Origin of the sequence: Shewanella sp. POL2, from assembly GCF_000282755.1 — a bacterium.
GTDB classification, from domain to species: domain Bacteria; phylum Pseudomonadota; class Gammaproteobacteria; order Enterobacterales; family Shewanellaceae; genus Shewanella; species Shewanella xiamenensis.
Genome location: NZ_AKZL01000011.1, coordinates 45,832 through 67,818, shown reverse-complemented (window position 1 = coordinate 67,818; position 21,987 = coordinate 45,832). Strand labels below are relative to the sequence as shown.

The 21,987-nt window shown below is 47.5% G+C and carries 23 protein-coding genes and 1 pseudogene; 14 read left to right on the top strand and 10 right to left on the bottom strand.

What is annotated here, in order from left to right; genetic code table 11:
• Positions 1-8 precede the first annotated feature (8 nt).
• The 4 genes and pseudogenes from hflD to SHEWPOL2_RS04590 all read right to left on the bottom strand — a co-directional run bounded on the left by hflD (position 9) and on the right by SHEWPOL2_RS04590 (position 3,217).
• A complete protein-coding gene (gene hflD / locus SHEWPOL2_RS04610; protein ID WP_037419340.1) occupies positions 9-626 on the bottom strand; it encodes a high frequency lysogenization protein HflD in 618 nt (205 codons plus the stop codon).
• A gap of 3 nt (positions 627-629) precedes the next feature.
• Positions 630-1,748 carry a tRNA 2-thiouridine(34) synthase MnmA gene (gene mnmA, locus SHEWPOL2_RS04605; protein ID WP_037426519.1) on the bottom strand — a complete coding sequence of 373 codons (1,119 nt, stop codon included), beginning with the start codon at positions 1,746-1,748 and terminating at the stop codon, positions 630-632.
• A 295-nt stretch (positions 1,749-2,043) separates the two neighbouring features.
• Complete coding sequence (locus tag SHEWPOL2_RS04595) at positions 2,044-2,520, bottom strand: NUDIX hydrolase (protein ID WP_037426512.1); 477 nt, start codon at positions 2,518-2,520, stop codon at positions 2,044-2,046.
• A gap of 56 nt (positions 2,521-2,576) precedes the next feature.
• Positions 2,577-3,217 (bottom strand): annotated as a pseudogene (locus SHEWPOL2_RS04590) (rRNA large subunit pseudouridine synthase E).
• On the opposite strand from SHEWPOL2_RS04590, the gene SHEWPOL2_RS23160 reads away from it, so the two are divergent.
• Positions 3,157-3,372, top strand: a complete 216-nt coding sequence (locus tag SHEWPOL2_RS23160; protein ID WP_239642735.1) for a hypothetical protein — start codon at positions 3,157-3,159, stop codon at positions 3,370-3,372. The pseudogene SHEWPOL2_RS04590 and the gene SHEWPOL2_RS23160 overlap by 61 nt on opposite strands.
• 406 nt (positions 3,373-3,778) lie before the next feature.
• Complete coding sequence (locus tag SHEWPOL2_RS04585) at positions 3,779-6,004, top strand: NADP-dependent isocitrate dehydrogenase (protein ID WP_037426509.1); 2,226 nt, start codon at positions 3,779-3,781, stop codon at positions 6,002-6,004.
• Positions 6,005-6,152: 148 nt separating this feature from the next.
• Here SHEWPOL2_RS04585 and cspD read toward each other — a convergent pair whose 3' ends face one another.
• On the bottom strand, positions 6,153-6,359 hold the full coding sequence (gene cspD, locus SHEWPOL2_RS04580) for a cold shock domain-containing protein CspD (RefSeq protein ID WP_011072576.1): 207 nt from the start codon (positions 6,357-6,359) through the stop codon (positions 6,153-6,155).
• Between the two features lie 193 nt (positions 6,360-6,552).
• Between cspD and clpS the strand changes: the two genes are divergently transcribed.
• Complete coding sequence (gene clpS / locus SHEWPOL2_RS04575; protein ID WP_011622425.1) at positions 6,553-6,861, top strand: ATP-dependent Clp protease adapter ClpS; 309 nt, start codon at positions 6,553-6,555, stop codon at positions 6,859-6,861.
• 42 nt (positions 6,862-6,903) lie between these two features.
• Positions 6,904-9,171 carry an ATP-dependent Clp protease ATP-binding subunit ClpA gene (gene clpA / locus SHEWPOL2_RS04570; RefSeq protein ID WP_037426506.1) on the top strand — a complete coding sequence of 756 codons (2,268 nt, stop codon included), beginning with the start codon at positions 6,904-6,906 and terminating at the stop codon, positions 9,169-9,171.
• A gap of 106 nt (positions 9,172-9,277) precedes the next feature.
• Here clpA and infA read toward each other — a convergent pair whose 3' ends face one another.
• From infA to aat, 3 genes are all read right to left on the bottom strand, one after another.
• Positions 9,278-9,496, bottom strand: a complete 219-nt coding sequence (gene infA / locus SHEWPOL2_RS04565; RefSeq protein ID WP_006081934.1) for a translation initiation factor IF-1 — start codon at positions 9,494-9,496, stop codon at positions 9,278-9,280.
• Positions 9,497-9,578: 82 nt separating this feature from the next.
• A complete protein-coding gene (locus tag SHEWPOL2_RS04560) occupies positions 9,579-10,295 on the bottom strand; it encodes an arginyltransferase (protein WP_037426504.1) in 717 nt (238 codons plus the stop codon).
• The gene (aat, locus tag SHEWPOL2_RS04555; RefSeq protein WP_037426502.1) at positions 10,285-10,995 is read right to left on the bottom strand and encodes a leucyl/phenylalanyl-tRNA--protein transferase; all 711 of its coding nucleotides are present in this window, start codon (positions 10,993-10,995) and stop codon (positions 10,285-10,287) included. The genes SHEWPOL2_RS04560 and aat overlap by 11 nt, the downstream gene beginning before the upstream one ends.
• Before the next feature lie 54 nt (positions 10,996-11,049).
• Between aat and SHEWPOL2_RS04550 the strand changes: the two genes are divergently transcribed.
• Together SHEWPOL2_RS04550 and SHEWPOL2_RS04545 are read left to right on the top strand one after the other, a co-directional pair.
• Complete coding sequence (locus tag SHEWPOL2_RS04550) at positions 11,050-11,520, top strand: glycine zipper 2TM domain-containing protein (RefSeq protein WP_037419247.1); 471 nt, start codon at positions 11,050-11,052, stop codon at positions 11,518-11,520.
• A gap of 75 nt (positions 11,521-11,595) precedes the next feature.
• On the top strand, positions 11,596-12,348 hold the full coding sequence (locus tag SHEWPOL2_RS04545; RefSeq protein WP_037426500.1) for a Nif3-like dinuclear metal center hexameric protein: 753 nt from the start codon (positions 11,596-11,598) through the stop codon (positions 12,346-12,348).
• Between the two features lie 94 nt (positions 12,349-12,442).
• On the opposite strand, the gene SHEWPOL2_RS04540 is transcribed toward SHEWPOL2_RS04545, so the two are convergent.
• Positions 12,443-13,399 carry an AEC family transporter gene (locus SHEWPOL2_RS04540; RefSeq protein WP_037426498.1) on the bottom strand — a complete coding sequence of 319 codons (957 nt, stop codon included), beginning with the start codon at positions 13,397-13,399 and terminating at the stop codon, positions 12,443-12,445.
• Positions 13,400-13,611: 212 nt separating this feature from the next.
• Positions 13,612-15,642 (bottom strand): methionine--tRNA ligase, encoded by a 2,031-nt coding sequence (metG, locus tag SHEWPOL2_RS04535; protein ID WP_037426495.1) that lies wholly within the window; start codon positions 15,640-15,642, stop codon positions 13,612-13,614.
• A gap of 160 nt (positions 15,643-15,802) precedes the next feature.
• Between metG and apbC the strand changes: the two genes are divergently transcribed.
• Genes apbC through SHEWPOL2_RS04495 form a run of 8 tightly spaced genes read left to right on the top strand, consistent with a single transcriptional unit; the run spans position 15,803 to position 21,910 of the window.
• Positions 15,803-16,918 (top strand): iron-sulfur cluster carrier protein ApbC, encoded by a 1,116-nt coding sequence (gene apbC / locus SHEWPOL2_RS04530; RefSeq protein WP_037419322.1) that lies wholly within the window; start codon positions 15,803-15,805, stop codon positions 16,916-16,918.
• 11 nt (positions 16,919-16,929) lie between these two features.
• Positions 16,930-17,568 carry a uridine kinase gene (gene udk, locus SHEWPOL2_RS04525; protein ID WP_011072566.1) on the top strand — a complete coding sequence of 213 codons (639 nt, stop codon included), beginning with the start codon at positions 16,930-16,932 and terminating at the stop codon, positions 17,566-17,568.
• 29 nt (positions 17,569-17,597) lie between these two features.
• Positions 17,598-18,179, top strand: a complete 582-nt coding sequence (dcd, locus tag SHEWPOL2_RS04520) for a dCTP deaminase (protein WP_037419254.1) — start codon at positions 17,598-17,600, stop codon at positions 18,177-18,179.
• A 5-nt stretch (positions 18,180-18,184) separates the two neighbouring features.
• A complete protein-coding gene (gene pabC / locus SHEWPOL2_RS04515) occupies positions 18,185-18,994 on the top strand; it encodes an aminodeoxychorismate lyase (RefSeq protein WP_037426492.1) in 810 nt (269 codons plus the stop codon).
• On the top strand, positions 18,991-20,001 hold the full coding sequence (mltG, locus tag SHEWPOL2_RS04510; RefSeq protein ID WP_037426489.1) for an endolytic transglycosylase MltG: 1,011 nt from the start codon (positions 18,991-18,993) through the stop codon (positions 19,999-20,001). The genes pabC and mltG overlap by 4 nt, the downstream gene beginning before the upstream one ends.
• Positions 19,998-20,627 carry a dTMP kinase gene (gene tmk / locus SHEWPOL2_RS04505; RefSeq protein WP_037426486.1) on the top strand — a complete coding sequence of 210 codons (630 nt, stop codon included), beginning with the start codon at positions 19,998-20,000 and terminating at the stop codon, positions 20,625-20,627. The genes mltG and tmk overlap by 4 nt, the downstream gene beginning before the upstream one ends.
• Complete coding sequence (holB, locus tag SHEWPOL2_RS04500) at positions 20,621-21,577, top strand: DNA polymerase III subunit delta' (RefSeq protein WP_037426483.1); 957 nt, start codon at positions 20,621-20,623, stop codon at positions 21,575-21,577. Before tmk ends, holB begins: the two co-directional genes overlap by 7 nt.
• Positions 21,578-21,583: 6 nt before the next feature.
• The gene (locus tag SHEWPOL2_RS04495) at positions 21,584-21,910 is read left to right on the top strand and encodes a PilZ domain-containing protein (protein ID WP_037419265.1); all 327 of its coding nucleotides are present in this window, start codon (positions 21,584-21,586) and stop codon (positions 21,908-21,910) included.
• The last annotated feature ends 77 nt before the right edge of the window (positions 21,911-21,987 follow it).

The window sequence follows — 21,987 nt, the reverse complement described above, 5'->3', positions numbered from 1 at the left end:
TTATTTTATTATAGGGTAAGACTTTTCTTAGCCGTGTCTAAGATGGCTTTTCGGGCAAAGACTAAGTGTCGACGTTTGCCGCCTAGTTGTCGCCATAACACTGCGCTGCGCATGGCTGCAAGCAGCAAGGCGCGGATTTTTTGTTGCACGATTGGACGTTGCAGACACACAGGATTGCCTGAGATCTGAATCTTAGGTCCAAGATTACTGATAATGTCGCTATAAATACTGGCCAGATTGGCAATGACTTGTTCGTCGGTGATCGCAAAATGATGTAGCTGACGATTCACTTGATTGATGCGTTCGGCAAGCATAGCTAACCCGGTGTTTGAACGGGTTAATTTACGTTCAAGGGCTAAAATTCCCACCAGATAGCGAGTTATTTCCACATCTTTTTGACTGCTATCCCCCAGTTGATTTAACACCAATTGGTAGCCTTTGTGCAGGCCAGCCTTATCTTGGTAGACATCGGCGGGGGTTTCGGGATTAGTCACTAAAATGGTGTGTAAACTGGCAGCTAGCTCATCGGTGTCGCTTTCACCATGACGGGCTAAATACTGAACTTGTGCAATGGCCTGCAGTATTCCTGCAAAGGCCATAGTACGATCATGGAGCTGTTCGTTCACGGTTTATCCTCTGATCAGTTGATCGATAATTCCGCCACCGAGGCACACTTCGCCATCGTAAAATACCGCTGATTGGCCAGGCGTCACGGCGGCAACGGGCTCGTCAAACACCACTTTGAGGGTATTGTCATCAAGATAGGTGAGGGTGCAAGGGATATCCTGCTGGCGGTAACGGGTTTTCACCACAATTTGGCTGCCATCGGCGGGACCTTTGCGGTCGACCCAGTGTAGTTGATTGACAAACATGCCATTGGACATCAAGCGCGGATGGTGACCACCTTGGCCAACAACAAGCACGTTACGTTTGAGATCTTTGTCCACCACGTACCATGGGTCATCATTGCTATTTTTCATGCCACCAATCCCCAGACCTTTACGTTGGCCTAAGGTGTGGTACATCAAACCTTGGTGCGTGCCAATGACTTCGCCTTCGGCGGTTTCGATATTGCCAGGTTGCGCTGGTAAGTAATTACCTAAAAATTCAGTAAATTTTCGCTCACCGATAAAGCAAATGCCGGTGCTGTCTTTCTTATCATGGGTAATTAATCCCATCTGTTTGGCGATCTCTCGCACTTCGTGTTTTTCGAGTTCACCCACCGGAAACAGGCTGCGTGCCACTTGTTCATGGCTTAAGGTGTATAGGAAGTAGCTTTGATCTTTATTATTGTCGACCCCGCGCAGCATTTGCGTTGTGCCATCGGCATTGTCGCGGCGGCGCACATAGTGACCCATGGCGATGTAGTCGGCATCGAGAATATCGTCGGCAAACTCTAAAAAGGCCTTAAATTTGATTTCTTTGTTGCACATGATATCGGGATTGGGGGTACGACCTGCTTTGTATTCGGCAAGAAAATACTCAAATACATTGTCCCAATATTCGGCAGCAAAGTTGACCGTGTGGAGTTTTATCCCAAGCTTATCGCAAACGGCTTGAGCATCTTTTAAATCTTCGGCGGCCGCGCAGTACTCGTCGTTGTCATCTTCTTCCCAGTTCTTCATGAAAAGGCCTTCAACCTGATAGCCTTGCTGCATAAGCAAATAGGCTGAAACGGATGAATCAACACCGCCGGACATGCCGACAATGACTTTTTTACCTGTATGAGTGGGTTCGATTGATGTCATAGATCCTAAAACCATTGAGTATATGTGTTAGCGAGTCGTGGCTTGAACCGTTGTCATTAGTGCATGACTCACTTTTAAATCTGCGTTTATTTAGCTGCGTAGTTAGGGCAGGCTTATTGGTGATCCGTTTAGCATCTGAGATACATCAGCCCAACATCATTAAGCACAAGATGCATGATGCTAAAATACCCCAAATTTTTAACCCAAAAGCGCAGTTAAATGCCTTATCGAATCGCGCATTTACGCGGGGGCGTATTCTATCACGCCTTGTTGCTTGGGGCTATCTTTGACATCCCTACAGACGCTGACTATTGAGTAATTCGAGCGAATGAATTTGCCCTTGTTGCAACTGTTTGCGGTAATCGTTGAGGCAATCGAGCACTAATGGACTGCGCAGTTGATGAGCTTTAGCTGCGATCTGCTCAAAGCTCAACCAATGGGCGGCATAAATATCCGCATCCTGTGGCTTAGGTGTGAGTAGCGTATCGACTTGCACCAAAAAGGTAAAACGCACAAATGCGAGGTCCTGATTGGCGCTAAATTGATAAATCCCGACCAATCCCTGTGGCTTGAGTTGAAGGCCTGTTTCCTCAAAGACTTCGCGCTCACAGGCTTGGATAAGACTTTCATTCGCTTCCAAATGTCCTGCTGGTTGATTAAAACGCTGCTCACCATCAATCCACTCTTCCACTAATAGATACTTGTCTTCGGTCGGGGCATGGATAATACAAGCAACTGTTACATTGGGTTTATATCTTGCTTTTACTGTCACAGTGATTACCTTTGAGCGGCTAGATTAGGGATATTGGATTGCTTGTTGGCGCAAGACTATTCGGTCTTTTGAGCCACCAGTATGCATTTATGCTCACCTGTCGCTAAATCATCTAGACTCCATTGGCCTATTTTATAGCGAATAAGTCTTAAGGTCGGAAAACCAATATGGGCCGTCATCCGCCGAACTTGGCGATTGCGTCCTTCATGGATTTGAATTTCAAGCCAAGTAGTAGGGATGTTTTTTCGCTCACGGATCGGCGGATTACGCGGCCACACATTCGGCGTCGCCATGATGCTGACCTTCGCAGGGAGTGTCATACCATCTTTTAATTCAACCCCTTGGCGCAGTTTGGCTAAATCGGCTTCCGATGGCACACCTTCCACTTGTACCCAATAGGTTTTAAAGGTTTTCTTTTTGGCTCAGTCAGTTTGGCTTGGAGTTGACCGTCATTGGTTAACAGCAACAGTCCCTCGCTGTCGCGATCTAATCGCCCAGCAGCATAAACGCCCGGAATAGGGATGTAATCTTTTAAGGTTTTACGGCCTTGCTCATCGGTAAATTGGCACAGAACATCGAAGGGCTTGTTAAATAAGACGATGATAGGCGCAGTTTGAGGCTTGACGCGTGAGGCCGATGAGTGTTTTTGAAGCCGTGTTTTGGGACTATTTTGTTGTGACCCTGTATCGCGCTGCAAACTTGCCTTGGCAGATTTGGCGAAGGAGCTTAGTTTACTTCCTTTGCTGCGGTTATCTGCCCTATGCTGCGGGTGCGTGGTGGATGCGCTCTGGCCGCGAGTGCGAGGTGTTGCCTGAGAAGTTAGCGGGTTATTTTTGTTCATGCAGTAACTAATTATTGTTCATACCGTGGCGAATAGTCGCTTAAGACAGTCTAGTCATTTTACGTCGTCGCCGATGATATACGACTGAACCTATCCGTTAGCAGACGTCAGAAAGAAGACGTGTTATTTATCTGCACACAGTGTACTTGGCATTCGCCGTTAGTGGAATTTGAATATTATTGTGAATGCTCTATGATGTCGGCCTGAAAATGTGATCTACGCCTAAATGTTTGTTAGGTATTAATGAGTCGATTTACCCACGTTGGCGAACGCAAAGAGGATGTTGCAGCGGGTTTATAGGTTTTATAGGGGCGTTTACGATTGCCTCGATAGAGAATTCCTTCGTGCCAATGTTTGTTCGTCATGATATAAAATTATTATAAAAATACTAAATTTTACAATAATGTAGGATGTAACATGAAAGATAACTCACCAACAATTATTTATACCGAAACCGATGAAGCACCAGCGCTAGCAACGCTTTCTCTGTTACCTATCATCAAAACCTTTACCGATGCAGCGGGTGTTGCGGTTGAAACCCGTGATATTTCTTTATCGGGCCGTGTGATTGCTAATTTCCCTGAAAAACTGACTGACGCGCAAAAGATTGGCGATCACTTAGCTGAGCTGGGTGAATTAGCGAACCAACCTGAAGCTAACATCATTAAACTGCCAAACATCAGTGCCTCAATCCCGCAGTTAAAAGCTTGTATTTTAGAGCTGCAACAGAAAGGTTACGACATTCCAAATTATCCTGACGAGCCAAAGACTGACGAAGAAAAGTCAATTAAAGCCCGTTACGACAAGATCAAAGGCAGTGCGGTAAACCCAGTGCTGCGTGAAGGTAACTCTGATCGCCGCGCGCCGCTGTCAGTGAAAAACTTCGCCAAGAAAAACCCACACTCAATGGGTAAGTGGACCAAAGAGTCTCAATCACATGTTGCTCACATGAGCGAAGGTGACTTCTACGGCAGCGAGCAGTCAGTGACGCTGGCTAACGCAGACACAGTTAACATCGTACTGTCGCAAAAAGACGGTCAAGAAGTGGTATTGAAATCTGGCCTGAAACTGCTAGCTGGTGAGATCATCGACGCGTCAGTGATGAGCAAAAAAGCCTTAGTGAGCTTCTTTGAGCGTGAAATCGCCAATGCCAAGGCCGAAAACGTGTTGTTATCACTGCACCTTAAAGCCACCATGATGAAAGTGTCTGATCCCATTATGTTCGGCCACGCAGTGAAAGTGTTCTTCAAACCTGTGTTTGATAAACATGCGTCATTATTTGCTGAGCTAGGCGTTGATGTGAACAACGGCTTTGGCGATGTATACGCCAAAATCGCTGGTTTACCAGCCGATGTCCGTGCACAAATTGAAGCGGATATCGCCGCCGTTTATGCTGAGCGTCCAGCGCTGGCGATGGTAGATTCTGACAAAGGTATCACCAACTTACACGTACCAAGCGACATCATTATCGATGCTTCTATGCCTGCTGCGATTCGTTCATCAGGCCAAATGTGGGGCCCTGATGGCAAGTTGCACGACACTAAAGCGCTGATCCCAGACCGTTGCTACGCGGGTGTGTATCAAGAAACTATCGCTTTCTGTAAAGAACACGGTGCCTTCGATCCAAGCACTATGGGCAGTGTGCCAAACGTTGGTCTGATGGCGCAAAAAGCCGAAGAATACGGTAGCCACGATAAAACCTTCGAAATCCCAGCCGATGGCGTGGTTAACGTGATCGATGCCAGTGGCAAAGTGTTAATGAGCCACAACGTCGAAGCGGGCGATATTTGGAGAATGTGCCAAGTTAAAGATGCGCCAATTCGCGACTGGGTGAAATTAGCCGTACGCCGTGCACGCTTAAGCAATACCCCTGCGGTATTCTGGTTAGATGCGAATCGTGCCCACGATGCCCAGCTGATCGCTAAAGTGAAGCAATATCTGCCTGAGCATGATACTAACGGTTTAGAAATCAGCATCATGTCACCAGAAGAAGCAACACGTTTCTCATTAGTACGTATTAAAGAAGGTAAAGATACTATTTCTGTTACCGGTAACGTACTGCGTGACTACCTGACTGACTTGTTCCCAATCCTCGAACTGGGGACCAGTGCTAAGATGCTGTCTATCGTGCCATTAATGAATGGTGGCGGCCTGTTCGAAACGGGTGCGGGCGGTAGTGCGCCTAAACACGTACAACAGGTTGAAAAAGAAGGTCACTTACGTTGGGACTCTCTGGGCGAATTCCTAGCTTTAGCGGCTTCTTTAGAGCATTTGAGCCAAACTGTGGGTAATCCTAAGGCACAAGTACTGGCGGATACTTTAGATCAAGCCATCGGTCAGTTCTTAGATAGCAACAAGTCGCCATCAAGACGTGTTGGTGAGTTGGATAACCGTGGTAGCCATTTCTATCTGGCGATGTACTGGGCACAAGCGTTAGCCGCTCAAACCAAAGACGAGCAGTTACAAGCTCACTTTATTCCATTAGCGCACGCTTTAAGCGCCAATGAGCAAGTGATTGTTGCTGAACTAAACAACGCGCAAGGTGCACCAGTGGATTTAGGCGGTTACTACCGTTTAGACGCTGCAAAAGCCGAAAAAGCCATGCGTCCAAGCGAGACACTGAACAAGCTATTAATTGCTTAACGATTTATCGTTAACTTAGCATTAATACTGAAAAGGCCTGCATCGCAGGCCTTTTTTATCAGACTCAATCTTCAAGAAAGTTGTCAATCGCCTAATAAAAAGGCAGGGATAAAATCCCTGCCTTTTAGATCATTGGCCTCACCATACATTATTTTGTTGGTGAAATGGCTGAAGCGTGCATTCCTTTTGGACCTTGTTCTACTTCAAATTGAACCGGTTGGCCTGCTTTTAGAGTTCTATAGCCTTCCATTTCAATGGTAGAATAGTGTGCAAAAACGTCCTCGCCACCTTGATCAGGGCAAATAAACCCGAATCCTTTGGCGTTGTTGAACCATTTAACAGTTCCGCTTGCCATACTTCCACTTCCTTCTGTTGTCTACTTACCAGTAAGATAGTAAAACCTGTATAGACGGGATTGTTTCACCGTCTGAGCTACAGAATGTAAGGAGTAAAAGCGGAAGTCAAGCTAAAATTAACAAAGAGGTAACAACTGATTAATTTGAAGATAGCAATTGGAAGAGGACAACACGAGAGGCTAGTATTAAAAAATGGGTAAGACAGGAAACATAGAGCACGTTGAAGAACGTGTTGAATCTGAGTTAATGCCACCTTCTATGTATAAGGTGATCCTTAATAATGACGATTACACGCCAATGGATTTTGTGATTGAAGTGCTACAAATCTTCTTTCGCAAGAATGAGCAGGAAGCCACAGATATCATGTTGACTATTCATCACCAGGGAAAGGGTATCTGCGGGATTTTCCCCTACGGCATTGCAGAAACTAAGGTGATACAAGTAAATCAATTTGCAAGACAAAACCAACATCCGTTACTGTGTTCGTTAGAGAAGGCTTAACCGCGCTTACTCTGTTGTCAGTTGTTAATTTTGGGGGTGCTTATGCTGAACAAAGATCTGGAAGTCACCTTAAATCTGGCGTTTCAGCAAGCCAGAGAGGCACGTCACGAGTATATGACGGTTGAACATCTGTTATTGGCTCTGATAGACAACCCTGCGGCTCAAGACGCGCTAATCGCCTGTGGAGCGAATTTAGATAAACTGAGAGATGAAGTAGCAAGCTTTATCCAACAAACCACCCCAATCATTGCGGATATGGATGATGATAAAGAAACCCAACCAACGCTCGGGTTTCAGCGGGTACTGCAACGCGCCGTTTTCCATGTGCAGTCCTCGGGCCGCAATGAAGTCACTGGTGCTAATGTGCTGGTGGCCATTTTTAGTGAGCAGGAATCCCAAGCTGTTTATCTGCTGCGTCGCAGCGACATCAGCCGATTAGATGTGGTGAATTATATTTCCCATGGTTTTTCAAAAAATGAGGACAGCGACGCTCATCAAGATCAAGAACGCATCGAAGATCAAAGCGAAGCGAACGAAGAACGCAGCATGTTGTCGCAGTTTGCGAGCAATTTAAACCAACTTGCAAAACAAGGGGTGATAGATCCGCTGATTGGTCGTGATCAAGAAATCGAACGCGCCATCCAAACTTTATGTCGTCGCCGTAAAAATAATCCATTGTTAGTGGGTGAAGCGGGCGTGGGTAAAACCGCGATTGCTGAAGGTTTGGCTTATCGAATCGTCAATAATCAAGTGCCAGAGGTGATGGCGCAGGCGACTGTGTACTCCCTCGACTTAGGCTCCTTGCTTGCTGGCACTAAGTACCGTGGCGATTTTGAAAAACGTTTCAAGAGTCTGCTTAAGGAACTCAGCGCTGATAAACACGCCATTTTATTTATTGATGAAATTCATACCATTATTGGTGCAGGCGCCGCATCGGGTGGGGTGATGGATGCCTCTAACCTGCTAAAGCCGTTATTATCGAGCGGCAACTTGCGTTGCATGGGTTCGACCACCTTCCAAGAATATCAAAGTATTTTCGAGAAGGACCGCGCATTGGCGCGTCGTTTCCAAAAGGTCGATATCAATGAGCCTTCAGTGGCTGAAACCACGAAAATTCTGATGGGGCTCAAGGCTAAGTACGAAGAGTACCATGGAGTGCGTTACACCCAAGCGGCGATTAACAGCGCGGCAGAGCTGTCGGCAAAACACATTAATGACCGGCATCTACCCGATAAAGCCATCGATGTGATCGATGAGGCGGGTGCGCGCATGGCTATGCTGCCACAGAGCAAACGTAAGAAAACCATCGGTCAGGCCGAGATTGAAACCATAGTAGCGAAGATTGCTCGGATCCCTGAAAAATCAGTCTCCGCCAGCGACAAAGATTTACTGCGTAACCTTGAGCGCAATCTCAAGATGGTGGTCTTTGGTCAAGACAAGGCGATTGAATCCTTAAGCTCGGCGATTCGATTATCGCGCAGTGGTTTAGGTACAGATAAAAAACCTGTTGGTAGCTTTTTGTTTGCAGGCCCAACTGGGGTAGGTAAGACAGAAGTAACCAATCAGTTAGCTAGTTGCCTAGGAATGAAGCTGGTGCGCTTTGATATGTCTGAGTACATGGAAAGCCATACGGTTTCTCGTTTGATTGGTGCTCCTCCTGGATACGTAGGATACGACCAAGGTGGTTTACTCACTGATGCTGTAATTAAAAATCCCCATTGCGTGGTGTTGCTCGATGAAATCGAAAAGGCTCACCCCGATGTCTACAACCTGTTACTGCAGGTGATGGATCATGGCACCTTAACCGATAACAACGGTCGCAAGGCGGATTTTAGGCATGTCACCTTAGTGATGACGACAAACGCAGGTGTTCAGGAAACGATCCGTAAGTCTATTGGCTTTACTCAGCAGGATCATACCCAAGATGCCTTATCGGAAATCAATCGAGTATTCTCGCCAGAGTTTCGCAACCGCTTAGATTCCATCATTTGGTTCAATCATTTAGATATGACTATCATAGCCAAGGTGGTTGATAAATTTTTGGTGGAATTACAAGCACAACTTGATGCGAAACATGTGTTACTTGAAGTCAGTGATGAGGCCAGAACCCTACTCGCCGAGAAAGGCTATGATAAGAGCATGGGCGCACGGCCAATGGCCCGCGTGGTGACAGAGCTTATTAAACGTCCATTAGCGGATGCTATTCTCTTCGGTGAACTGGAACATGGTGGTGTTGCTCATGTTGATGCCAAAGACGGTGAAATCGTGATCCACACCGAACGCCACGAGAAAAGTACCACTAAGGTTTAATCTCTCGCGAAAACCCAATAAAAATGGCTGCAATTGCAGCCATTTTTCTAATCTCACGCCAACAAAAAAACCCGGCCTCGCCGGGTTTTTCAACTAAAGGGGAATATTAGCGTGCGCGGAAGACAATACGACCTTTGGTCAGATCATAAGGGGTCAACTGAACTGTTACTTTGTCACCAGTCAGGATCCGGATGTAGTTTTTGCGCATTTTGCCTGAAATGTGGGCTATCACCACATGACCATTTTCAAGCTCTACGCGAAACATTGTGTTTGGCAAGGTTTCAAGGATAGTGCCTTGCATTTCAATGTTATCTTCTTTCGCCATTAATTATTTATCCCATTAGCCTTCGAATATAAAAAACGGGCGTATCATGCCGCAAATTCACCTTGCTGTAAAGGGGATGTGCCTAGCAAACTTGGGAATACTCCCAGCCTTGGGGGGTTAAAATCTGATAAGGGCGGTATAAGCGTTTGTAGGACATTTTCCGATTTGCATCAATTTGATACCCCAGATAAAGAAAATCTTTACCCTGCATTTTAGCCAATCTGCACTGGAGTAAGATCAATAATACGCCAAGGGAGCGGCGTTCTTCATCGGGGTCAAAATAGCTGTAAATGGCTGACAAACTATTGGGCAGAGTGTCTGTCACTGCTACAGCCACAAGTCTATTGCCATCATAGACTTCAATAAACGTGGGGGGCAGCCAATGACAGAATAAAAATTGTTCATATTGGGTTTTGCTTGGCGGAAACATTGGGCCATCGAAGTGGCGCTCACGGATGTATTTTTCATACAGGGCATATTGAGCCTCGGTATGTTCTGAGGTGATGCGCCAAGTTAAATCACGGTTATGGGCTAGGGTGCGCTTTTGCCGTTTAGACGGTGTAAATTCTTTAATTGGTAACCGAATTGGCTGACAGGCACTGCAACGGGGGCAACGGGGTTTATAAATGGCGCTGCCACTGCGGCGAAAACCTATGGCGAGTAGCCGCTCAAATAGTATTGGGTCGAGGGTTTCCTCCTGAATGACTAACAGTTGCTCCTGCTGACCATCGAGGTAACTGCAGGGGAAAATTTGGCTGATCCCAATGGCGATTGGGGTGTTACTCGCGTTAGAGTTCAAGTGTGACCTCACTTGGTATCCAAGCTGCAGGATTAACCGTGTTATCCCTAAACTGGGTTAAGAGTTGTATAAAGTTCGCGCGTTTAACGGGTTTTGCCCCTAAGCTCTCAAGGTGGGGATTCATTACCTGTGCATCAATAAGTTTAAAATTCATTTTGATTAAATGTTGTTGCAACACCGCCATGGCCGCCTTTGACGCATTGGTTTCGCGGTGGAACATGGATTCACCACAAAACACTTGGCCAATGGCGAGACCATAAAGCCCACCGATTAATCGCTCACCGTGCCAAACTTCGATTGAGTGGGCATGGCCATTATGGTGTAGCTCACGGTAGGCCATTTGGATTTCATGGGTTATCCAAGTGCCAGTTTGTTTACGCCGAGGTTGAGCACAACCTGCCATCACATCGGTAAAGGCATGATTGATGGTATAGCGCCAAGGCTGTTTTTTTAAATATTTACGTAAACTGGTGCTGATATTCACTTGGCCTGGAATAAAAATGGCGCGGGGATCGGGTGACCACCATAAAATAGGATCCTCGGCGTTAAACCAAGGGAAAATGCCGTGATAATAGGCGGTCAACAAACGCTCTGGGCGTAGGTCACCACCTATCGCCAATAAGCCGTTTGGATCGGTGAGGGCGAGTTCGGGTGAAGGAAAAGCTTCAAATTCGTGATTCAGAAAAGACAGTGAGTTCACAATTGCGTATGATTCAGTAATAGACCCTTATACTAAGTTAGCGGAAATTCGGATATGTGGAAACCTACACTAGCGAGCTTTATGTTTATTTGTGCTTTAGTGATTTCTCCGGTGCAAGCAGGTTACGATCGTAATCAGGCGGTGCCGGTCGAGAAAGTCCTCTATGGTGATATCAACTCAGTACGTAATATCACCGAAACCCAATTAATTGAAGACCGAAACCAAGGTTGGAAAACTTTCGGTGGCGCATTAGCGGGTGGTGTTATCGGCCATCAATTTGGTGGTGGCTCTGGCCAAGATATTGCGACAATATTAGGCGCCTTAATTGGTGCTGGAGTTGGCAATCGTTATGGCAGTGGCACAACGGTGCAATCGCTCAAGCTCGTGGAGCTGATGATCACTCAGGAAGACGGCACGCAAGTCATGGTGATCCAAGATTATGATCCTGGCATGGTGTTCAATGCGGGGGATAGGGTACGTGTGGTGTACCTGCAAGGTGGGGTTCGCGTTGATTTAGCCATGTAACTAAGCCATGCACCTAACGCGAGGAAATTAAGCCTAACTGCCAAACATTAATAAAGAACGTTAAACGGTGATGGAATGACAAGGACAGAACTAACCCAATATTTAGCCGATTTTTTGCGGATATCGGCCTTTAAAGATTACGCCCCCAATGGTTTGCAGGTTGAAGGTAAAGCAGATATCCGCACCATAGTGACAGGTGTGACTGCTTGCCAAGCGTTAATCGATGAAGCGATTCGCCTCAAAGCCGATGCGATTTTGGTTCACCATGGTTTTTTCTGGAAGAGTGAGCCTGAGGTGATCACAGGCATGAAGCAGCGCCGAATCAAAGCCTTACTCGCCCACGATATCAATCTGTTTGGTTATCACTTGCCCTTAGATGCCCATCCAATGTTAGGTAATAATGCGGTCTTAGGCCGCAAACTGGGGATCATCGATGCTGAAGCAGTAGAAGATGTGGCACAGGGATTAGTGTGGCGTGGAAAGCTCGATTTGCCCGTCAGTGCCAGTGAATTTGCCGCGACCTTAGACGAAGTACTTGGCAGAGCGCCGCTGCATATTGGCGAGAGTTCGGATGAAATCCAATATTTAGCTTGGTGTACGGGCGGTGCGCAGGATTATATCGATGTTGCCGCGAGTCTTGGTGTGGATGCGTTTATCAGTGGCGAAGTGTCAGAGCGTACTTTCCATAGCGCAGTGGAGCAGGGAATTCACTATTATGCGGCGGGTCACCATGCGACCGAGCGTTTTGGCATTGAGGCGCTGGGGCGTCATCTCGCTCGCGAATTTAATTTGGTACACCATTTTGTAGATATCGCTAACCCTGTTTAACAATCTTGCTTTATCGACATCTTGTAAATGAAAGGCGAGCCATGCTCGCCTTTGTCTTATGTAAATCAACCTTAAGTTCAAATCAGTCCTAAGTTTAAATAAGCCCTAGGGTCGACAGGATAAAAATGCCTAAGGTGCAGGTGAGCAGCGAGCAAACGGTGGTTAAGGCGATAATATTGGCCGCAAGCGTGGCATTTCCTCCCATGGCCCGCGCCATCACATAACTTGCGGCTGCCGTGGGCGCGGCGCTCATCAAAAACACTAAGGCAAGTTCAACTTCGCGATAGCCAAGTATCAAGGCGCCTAGGGTGATGAACAGTGGCGCAAAGATAAGTTTTAAGGCGGTTGAGAACCAAGTGGCATACTTTTCATGTCTGAGCGAGCCAATATCCAATGAACCGCCTGTACACAGCAGTGCTAATGGGAGTGTCATATTGGCAAAGTATTGCCCAGCATCGAGGACCATTTTCGGTAAGGGGATCGCCAGCAGATAAAACAACATGCCGAGTATAATGGCAATGATCAGCGGATTTTTGGTGATGGTTTTAATGATCACCGCAAAAGCGCGGCGGCTTGATTCCTCACCCTTAGGACTCAAGCAAATCACGGCTTGAATATTGTAGAGCAGCGTCATGGACGCCACATAAACGGCCGCTAAAGCAACGCCTGATTCGCCATAGGCATTAGAGACATAGGCTAAGCCGATAATGGCGGTATTGGCCCTAAATCCCCCTTGAATGATGACGCCTTGATCCTTCGGCTCGGGGAAAAATCGTTTTGTCGTGTAGGTTGAGAGGATAAAAAACAGTAAGTTGGCGAGTAAGCCATAACCGATTAATGGCGCACTGGCGGCAAGATCGTGATGCGAGCTGATGATGCTGAGAAACAACAGCGCCGGCAGGGTGACATTAAAAACCAGTTTAGAAGCGACATCAATAAAGTGTTCATCAATGACTTGGGTGCGTTTAAGCATCACGCCTAAGGCTAACATTAAACAGATGGGACCGGTTATTGAAGCAGAAAACAACAGCTGCTCAATGATATTGCCCATAACTTCTCCTCGAAAATTCCATAGTGCGTTGTCGCTGAATCAGTGCGGCTTAGCCATAGCCGCGATAGTGTCGCACTGTCAGTCACTTGTCGAGGCCACATCAACTTACGTTCCCTGATAAAGCGTAAAGGAATGTGTGTTTAATAAATAAGGCCGCATTAAATGCGGCCTTATGTCTACTTACCTGTAACTTGACGGGTGCGTAGTGTCGATTACTTCACCCGCATACCAGGCTGTGCACCTTCATGGGGTTCTAAAATCCACAAATCGCTGCCACCAGGGCCTGCTGCCAAGACCATGCCTTCTGACATGCCAAAACGCATCTTACGTGGTGCAAGGTTGGCAACCATCACAGTCAGCTTGCCTTCGAGATCCTCAGGCGAATAGGCTGATTTAATGCCTGCAAATACCTGACGGGTTTCGCCGCCGATATCAAGTTGCAGTTTTAACAGTTTGTCGGCTTCGGCTACATGCTCGGCTTTAACGATACGCGCAATACGCAGATCGATTTTAGCGAAATCGTCATAGTTGATGGTATCGCTAATGGGATCGGTTGCTAATGGCCCTTTTGGTGCTTCTGGCTCGCTCGTGGCTTGCAAGTTTTCCTTAGAGTCGGCCACCATAGCTTCAACTTTGTCTAACTCAACACGTTGCATCATGGCTTTAAATGGCGCAATTTCATGGCCCGCCATATCTTGGCCTAAGCCATCCCACGTTAAGGTTTGTTGGAAGAAGGCTTCAACGTCTTGCGCTAAGCGTGGTAACACAGGTTTTAAGTACGTCACCAAAATGCGGAACAGGTTCAGCGCGTTTGAACACACTTGGTGCGCGGCTTCCTGTTGATCATCTTGCTTCACTAGCTGCCAAGGCGCTGCATCGGCGACAAAACCGTTGGCGATGTCCGCGAGTGCCATGATTTCACGCATCGCTTTACCGTATTCACGGGTCTCATAAAACTCAGCGATTTGTTCTTGTTTGGCTAAAAACGCCTCAGTTAGCGTGGTATCCGCAATTTTTGCGAGCTTGCCATCGAATCGCTTAGTGATAAAACCTGCGGTGCGAGAGGCTAAGTTCACTAGCTTACCGACTAGATCTGAATTTACGCGCTGGGCGAAATCTTCCAGATTTAAATCTAAATCGTCGATACGGCTACTGAGTTTGGCCGCGTAGTAGTAGCGTAAATATTCAGGATCTAAGTGATCTAAATAGGTGCGGGCTTTAATAAAGGTGCCTTTAGATTTAGACATCTTAGCGCCGTTCACCGTTACATAACCGTGGGCATAGACGCTGTTTGGCTGGCGATAGCCTGATCCATGGAGCATCGCAGGCCAGAACAGACTGTGGAAATAAACGATATCTTTACCGATAAAATGGTAAACCTCTGCTTTAGAATCCTTCGCCCAAAATTCGTCAAAGCTTAGCTCTGGGCGTTTGTCACACAGGTTTTTGAATGAGCCCATGTAGCCGATAGGCGCATCTAACCAAACGTAGAAGTATTTGCCCGGTGCATCTGGGATCTCAAAACCAAAGTAAGGTGCATCACGGGTGATATCCCACTGTTGCAGGCCTTGTTCGAACCATTCGTCGAGTTTATTGGCCATTTCGGTTTGCAGTGCGCCGGAGCGAGTCCACTCTTTGAGCATGTCTTCGAAGGCGGGTAAGTCGAAGAAGAAGTGCTCAGTGTCTTTCATCACTGGCGTGGCACCCGATACCGCTGATTTTGGATTGATAAGCTCAGTTGGGCTGTAAGTTGCGCCGCAGGCATCACAGTTGTCGCCGTATTGATCGGGCGATTTACACTTAGGGCAGGTGCCTTTGACGAAGCGGTCTGGCAGGAACATCGACTTCTCAGGGTCAAATAGCTGAGAAATGCTCTTGCTTTTGATATAGCCATTAGCGCGCAGTTTTAAGTAAATATCGCTCGCCAGCACGCGGTTTTCGTCACTGTGGGTGCTGTGATAATTATCGAAGGCGATATTAAAATCGGCGAAATCCTGCTGATGCTCTTTGTTGACTTGAGCAATCATTTCTTCAGGCGCCATACCTAATTGCTGCGCCTTGAGCATAATCGGTGTGCCGTGGGCATCATCGGCACAAATATAGTGGCACTCATGTCCACGAAGTTTTTGATAACGCGACCAGATATCCGTCTGGATGTATTCCAGCATGTGACCTAAATGAATCGGTCCGTTCGCGTAGGGAAGTGCGCTGGTCACGAGAATTTTACGTTGTGAAGTTGCCATCTTGTCTCAAATATCGTGGTGGGCCAAAAATAATGGTAGAGATACTAACCGATTACAGGATGATTTTCATCAAAACCTGAGTCGATTGGGTTAAATCTGCGCTAATGTTTTTGTCATTATCTGGTACACTTGGGCAAATTTATTGGTGGGGGTAATTCTTTTGTCTTCAACTCAAACTGATTATCGTTTAAGTGACGATCTTCTCGGGCCAGTTCTGGCCATTCTCGATGCATATATCGACCCGTATTTAGCGAAGGGTTTAGTGAGCGCAGGATGCGTGAATAAATTGGCGATTGAAGGTAAGCGTTTGCAGCTTGGCTTAGTCTACCCATACCCTTGTATGACTCAATACCGCGATACCGTGATGGCGCTCACCAACAAGCTCGCTGTGCTGGATGCCATTGATGAGGTTGAGTGTGAAATCGATTTTCAACCTAAGGTGTATTCTGCGATTGCTTCTATCGCACCGATTGCCAATGTGAAGCAAGTGATTGCTGTCGCGTCCGGCAAAGGCGGTGTGGGTAAATCAACCACGGCGGTCAACCTTGCTTTAGCACTGGCCGCTGAGGGCGCACAGGTTGGTATTTTAGATGCCGATATTTATGGTCCTTCCGTCCCATTAATGCTTGGGATCCCCAACTTCAGGCCCGTTTCCCTCGATGGTAAACACATGAGCGCCGCCAGTGCCCATGGCATTGCCGCCCAATCGATTGGGTTTATGTTAAGTGGTGATGAAGCCGCAGTATGGCGTGGCCCTATGGCGGCGGGCGCGCTTGCGCAGCTGCTCAATGAAACCCAGTGGCCAGAGCTAGACTATTTAGTCGTCGATATGCCACCGGGCACGGGTGATATTCAATTAACCCTGTCGCAAAAAGTGCCAGTCAGCGGCGCGGTGATTGTGACAACGCCGCAGGATATCGCTCTCGCCGATGCCAAGAAAGGCATCACCATGTTCCAGAAAGTGAATATCCCCGTTCTCGGCATTGTTGAGAATATGAGTTTCCATTTATGTCCAGAGTGTGGCCATAAAGAACACCCCTTTGGTACGCACGGTGGCAGTAAAATGGCTGAGCGTTATCAAGTTCCACTGTTAGGCGCCTTACCGCTGCACATCAATATCCGTGAAGCCATGGATGTGGGTGCGCCGACGGTTGTGGCCGAGCCTGACAGTGAAGTGGCGGCACTTTATCGGGAAATTGCCCGTAAAGTGGGCGCCGAATTGGCACTTAAACAGAGCCAGAAAACAGTTTCTATTAGCGTATCAGATGACGAGTAAGGTTTAAGGGTATGAATTCTCAGCAGTGTGTCATTATTGCAATTGCTGGCGCGTCAGCATCGGGCAAGAGTTTAATTGCCAAGACGATTTTTGACGAACTTCGCCGCGATTTAGGCACAGATCAGATTGGGGTAATTAACGAAGACGCGTACTACCGCGATCAGAGTCATTTATCCATGGATGAGCGTGTGTTAACTAACTACGACCATCCCAAGGCGTTAGACCATCAGCTGCTATGCACACACTTGCAGTTGCTAAAGTCTGGCGAAGCTGTTGATATCCCTTGCTATAGCTATACCGAACATACGCGTATGGCCGAAACCGTTAAAATGACCCCGAAAAAAGTGATCATTTTAGAGGGCATTCTGCTGTTAACAGACCCTAAATTACGTGAATTGATGGATGCGAGCGTGTTTATGGATACGCCGCTAGATATTTGCTTCCTGCGCCGTTTAACCCGCGATGTGGCCGAGCGTGGCCGTACGATGGAGTCAGTGATTTCACAGTACAAGAAGACAGTGCGTCCTATGTTCCTGCAATTTATTGAACCTTCTAAACAATACGCTGATATTATCGTGCCTCGCGGCGGTAAAAACCGTATCGCGACCGATATTTTGAAGACTCGTATTCAACATTTACTGGCAAAATAACGACTAAAACTCAGGGAGTAAAAGGCAAGATGCGCTTAACCGATATCGAAATTGAACAGGCCCTTGATAACGGCACTATCGTTATAGAACCTCGCCCAAGCATAGATGCGATTTCTGGCGTCAGTGTGGATGTGCGCTTAGGTGGGCAATTTCGCGTCTTTAAGGATCATACTGCGCCTTTTATCGACCTCAGTGGTCCGAGTATTGAAGTGCAGGCGGCGCTCGATCGGGTGATGAGCGAAATCATCGAAATCCCCGACGGCGAAGCCTTCTTCCTGCATCCCGGTGAATTGGCGCTCGCCGTGACCTATGAGAGTGTGACACTGCCTGCCGATATCGTCGGTTGGCTCGATGGCCGCTCCTCTCTGGCGCGTTTAGGCTTGATGGTGCACGTCACTGCGCACCGGATTGATCCGGGTTGGCAGGGTAAAATCGTGCTCGAGTTTTACAACAGCGGTAAGTTGCCTTTAGCGCTGCGCCCACGGATGACCATTGGTGCGTTAAACTTTGAACGTTTAAGTGGCCCAGTGGCGCGTCCGTATAACAAGCGCAAAAATGCCAAGTATAAAGATCAACAGGATGCGGTTGCTAGCCGTATCAGTCAGGACTAATACCCTTGATTTGGGTTAATGGGGTTTCACAGGCAAGCATTGCTCCTATGGACAGGGGACTTGCTTATGGTGATGGCCTCTTTGCTACGATGCGAAGTAGCGAGTGTGGTATTTTGTTTTTTGAGCAGCATCAAGCCCGTCTTACGGCTGGCGCTGCAAGACTTGGGTTTGACTGGCAAATGAGTTCAGCCCTTGCCGAGCAGCTCAATACACTTGCTGCACAGTACCCGCATCACTGTATTAAATTGATGATCACACGCGGTGTTGGAGGCAGAGGCTATGCCCCACCTGAGCGGGTAAACGTTACGGAGATCGTTTCTGTTCATCCCATTCCTGACCATTATGCTGCGTGGCAACAACAGGGTATTCGTCTTAAAACCTCCGCAGTCCAATTAGGTCATCAACCCTTATTGGCGGGGATAAAACACCTTAATCGCCTCGAGCAAGTGTTAATCAAATCCCAGCCCTTATCACAGGGTTTTGATGATTGGTTAGTGCTGGATTGTACTGGGCAGGTGATAGAATCTTCGATGGCGAATATCTTTTTTGTTAAAGGCCATCGAGTGATTACCCCATCTTTGGCACGCTGCGGCGTTGCGGGTGTCATGCGCGAGCAAGTGATGTTAGCCTTACTAGCACAGCAGATGAATATTGATTGTTTGCCCTTTGGCGCCGAGCGTTTAGTGGAGTTTGACTCGGCATTTATCACTAACAGCATCTTAGGCGTGGTGGATGTACTGGCGATCGATTCGCACAGTTTCAAGCCTTCTCCTTTGACTGCCGATCTTAGACACACACTTTCACTCTCACTATGAAAAAACTCATTCTGATCGCAAGCTCTACCTTATTGGCCTTGCTGACCTTAGCTTGTTTGGCGGGTTATTGGGGTTACCGTACGATTATTGATTACAGCCAAACGCCATTAGCGTTAACTGAAGCCAAAGAATTAACCATTGCCCGTGGTACGAGTGTGCACCAGTTGGCGCAGCAGTTAGAAACCGATGGCGTTATCCAAGACAAATGGAAACTCAAATGGTTACTTAGATTGCACCCAGAGCTGGCGAAGATCCGCACTGGTCTGTACGAAATGTCACCCTCGCAGACGCTTGCCGACTTACTTAACGACTTAGTCAATGGCAAGGTGAAAACCTTTAGCCTGACCTTAGTCGAAGGCAAAACCATTGCCGAGTGGGAACAACAACTGGCAAGTGCGCCCCATTTACAACTGACCCCAGAGGTTTTTAGTGCCGTATTAATGGAGCAGGGGGACGATTCGGCATTGCCCGAAGGTAAATTCTTCCCCGATACTTACCATTACACTGCTGACAGTGATGCCAAGGTACTGCTGATTCAAAGTTACAAAATGATGGAGCAAGAACTCGCCAAAGCGTGGGCAGAGCGTGTGCCCGATTTACCGCTTAAATCACCTTACCAAATGCTGATCTTGGCATCGATTGTCGAAAAAGAAACTGGTCAAGCCTTTGAGCGTGATCAAATCGCCGGCGTCTTTATTAATCGACTGAATCTAGGCATGAAGCTGCAAACCGACCCCACGGTGATTTATGGCATGGGAGACAGATTTAAAGGCAATATCACCCGTAAAGATTTAGTCGAAGAGACACCGTTTAATACCTATCGGATTTTCGGCTTACCGCCAACACCGATTGCGGCACCGAGCAAGGCCTCATTACAGGCAGTGTCGAAACCAGCCAAGGTCAGTTATTTGTATTTTGTGTCGCGTAACGATGGTACCCATGTATTCTCGACCACTTTGGAAGAACATAACCGCGCCGTCGATATTTATCAGAGAAAGAAAAAATGACCCAAGCATCCGCCAAATTCATCGTTGTTGAAGGACTGGAAGGCGCCGGTAAATCGAGTGCGATTGCCCTTATTCGCGATTTTATTGAAAAGCACACCGGGCTCGCGCCTGTTTGCACCCGCGAGCCAGGCGGCACGCCGCTGGCCGAGCGCATTCGTGATTTAGTGAAAATTGCCGACCCAAACGATCCTTTATGTGATGAGTCTGAATGTTTATTGATTTATGCCGCCAGAGCTCAGCTCGTCGCCAATGTGATCAAACCCGCGCTGGCTGAAGGCAAATGGGTGTTAGGGGATCGGCACAATCTGTCATCTTTAGCGTACCAAGGCGGCGGACGTGGCTTAATGCCTTTAGTCGAAGCCGTAAGTAACGCAACGCTCAAAGGGTTTAAACCCGATTTAACCCTCTATCTTGATCTTGACCCTAAGCTTGGGCTGCAACGTGCAGCAAAGCGGGGCGAACTTGATAGAATTGAGCAGCAAGCCATCGACTTTTTTGAACGGGCGCGCGCAACTTACCTCAAGCTTGCCAGCGAAGATGAGCGGATTGTCGTTATCGACGCCAGCCAAACCATGGCCGAAGTGCATAAAGATATTCTGGCCGTGTTACAGGCGATGGCATGGTAGTGCAAAGCGGTTTTGATGTATTAACCCTGCCTTGGCTCGATGCGCCAAGGCAGGCGTTTTTAACCCAGTTGCAAACTCAAAAAGTCCCTCACGCGCAACTCGTGGGTATCGATTCTGCCTATGGCGGTGAACTTTTGAGTGTGTTTATGGCGCGCGCCGCCATGTGTTCACAACCCACTCCCGCGGGCGGGTGCGGTTTTTGTAAGTCCTGCCAGTTATTTGATGCGGGTAATCATCCTGATTTTTATCAAATCGAGGCCGATGGCCATCAAATCAAAGTCGATCAAATTCGTGAGCTTTGTAGCCGCTTAAGTGCGACTGCCCAGCAAAGTGGCCGCCGTGTAGCCATTATCCACCATAGCGAGCGTTTAAACTCAGCCTCTGCCAATGCGCTACTCAAGACGCTCGAAGAGCCGGGTAAAGACACCTTACTACTATTACATTCCGACACACCCGCACGTTTAATGGCCACGATCAGTAGTCGTTGTCAGCGGCTTCCCTTTGTGACGCCGTCTAAAATGTTGATCAAAAACTGGTTAATTCAGCAATGCCAGATCCAAGAGGATGTGACTTGGTGCTTGAGTGTGGTCGGTGGCCCATTAAAGTTGGCCGAAAGTTTGCAATCTGACGGTACGCAACCCAGTCGTTATCAAGCCTTGTTAAGGTTTCGCAAAGATTGGGCGCAAAGTTTGTCGTCGGGCCATCTGTGTGCTAGTTTGTTAACGATAAGTGAACAACAAATCATTGATGCTCTTAAGGTTTTATACTTACTCCTGAGACAAGTTTTATTGAAGTACGGCGACCAAGATGCGTTTGTGCAAGCGCAAATAGGGAACTTGGCGGCGAAAATCATGGGAATGTGTCATAGCTTAAGTGCAATGCCGAGTGTCAATTATTTAGGCTTGTGTCAAAGTTATGTCTTAGAATATAAAGAAATAACAAATAAGTAACATGCCATGGTCGATCTTGTCGTCAATTTTGATACCTTACATCAGCTTTACCGCGCCTATATGCCGTTTATCAAACCGGCAGGGCTGTTTGTCGCCACCGGGGAAACCCATTACCTCGGTGAGACCTTAACCATCGCCTATCGTTTACCCGGCGCGACCACCTCAAACGAATTTCGTGGCGTCGTTGTGTGGATCAATCCTTTGGGAGCATCGGGTGGACGTCCTGCTGGGATTGGTATCAAGATAGTCTCAGAGCCCGACAGCCATAAACACCATATTGAAAAATTGTTATCCCGTGAACTCGCCTCTGGTGACTTAACCTGCACGATGTAATGCATAGAGTGGTCAGCTAGGGTCGACACTGAGTATTAAGTGCTGAGTGAAGCCTTAGCGAAATTTGACCTCGATCC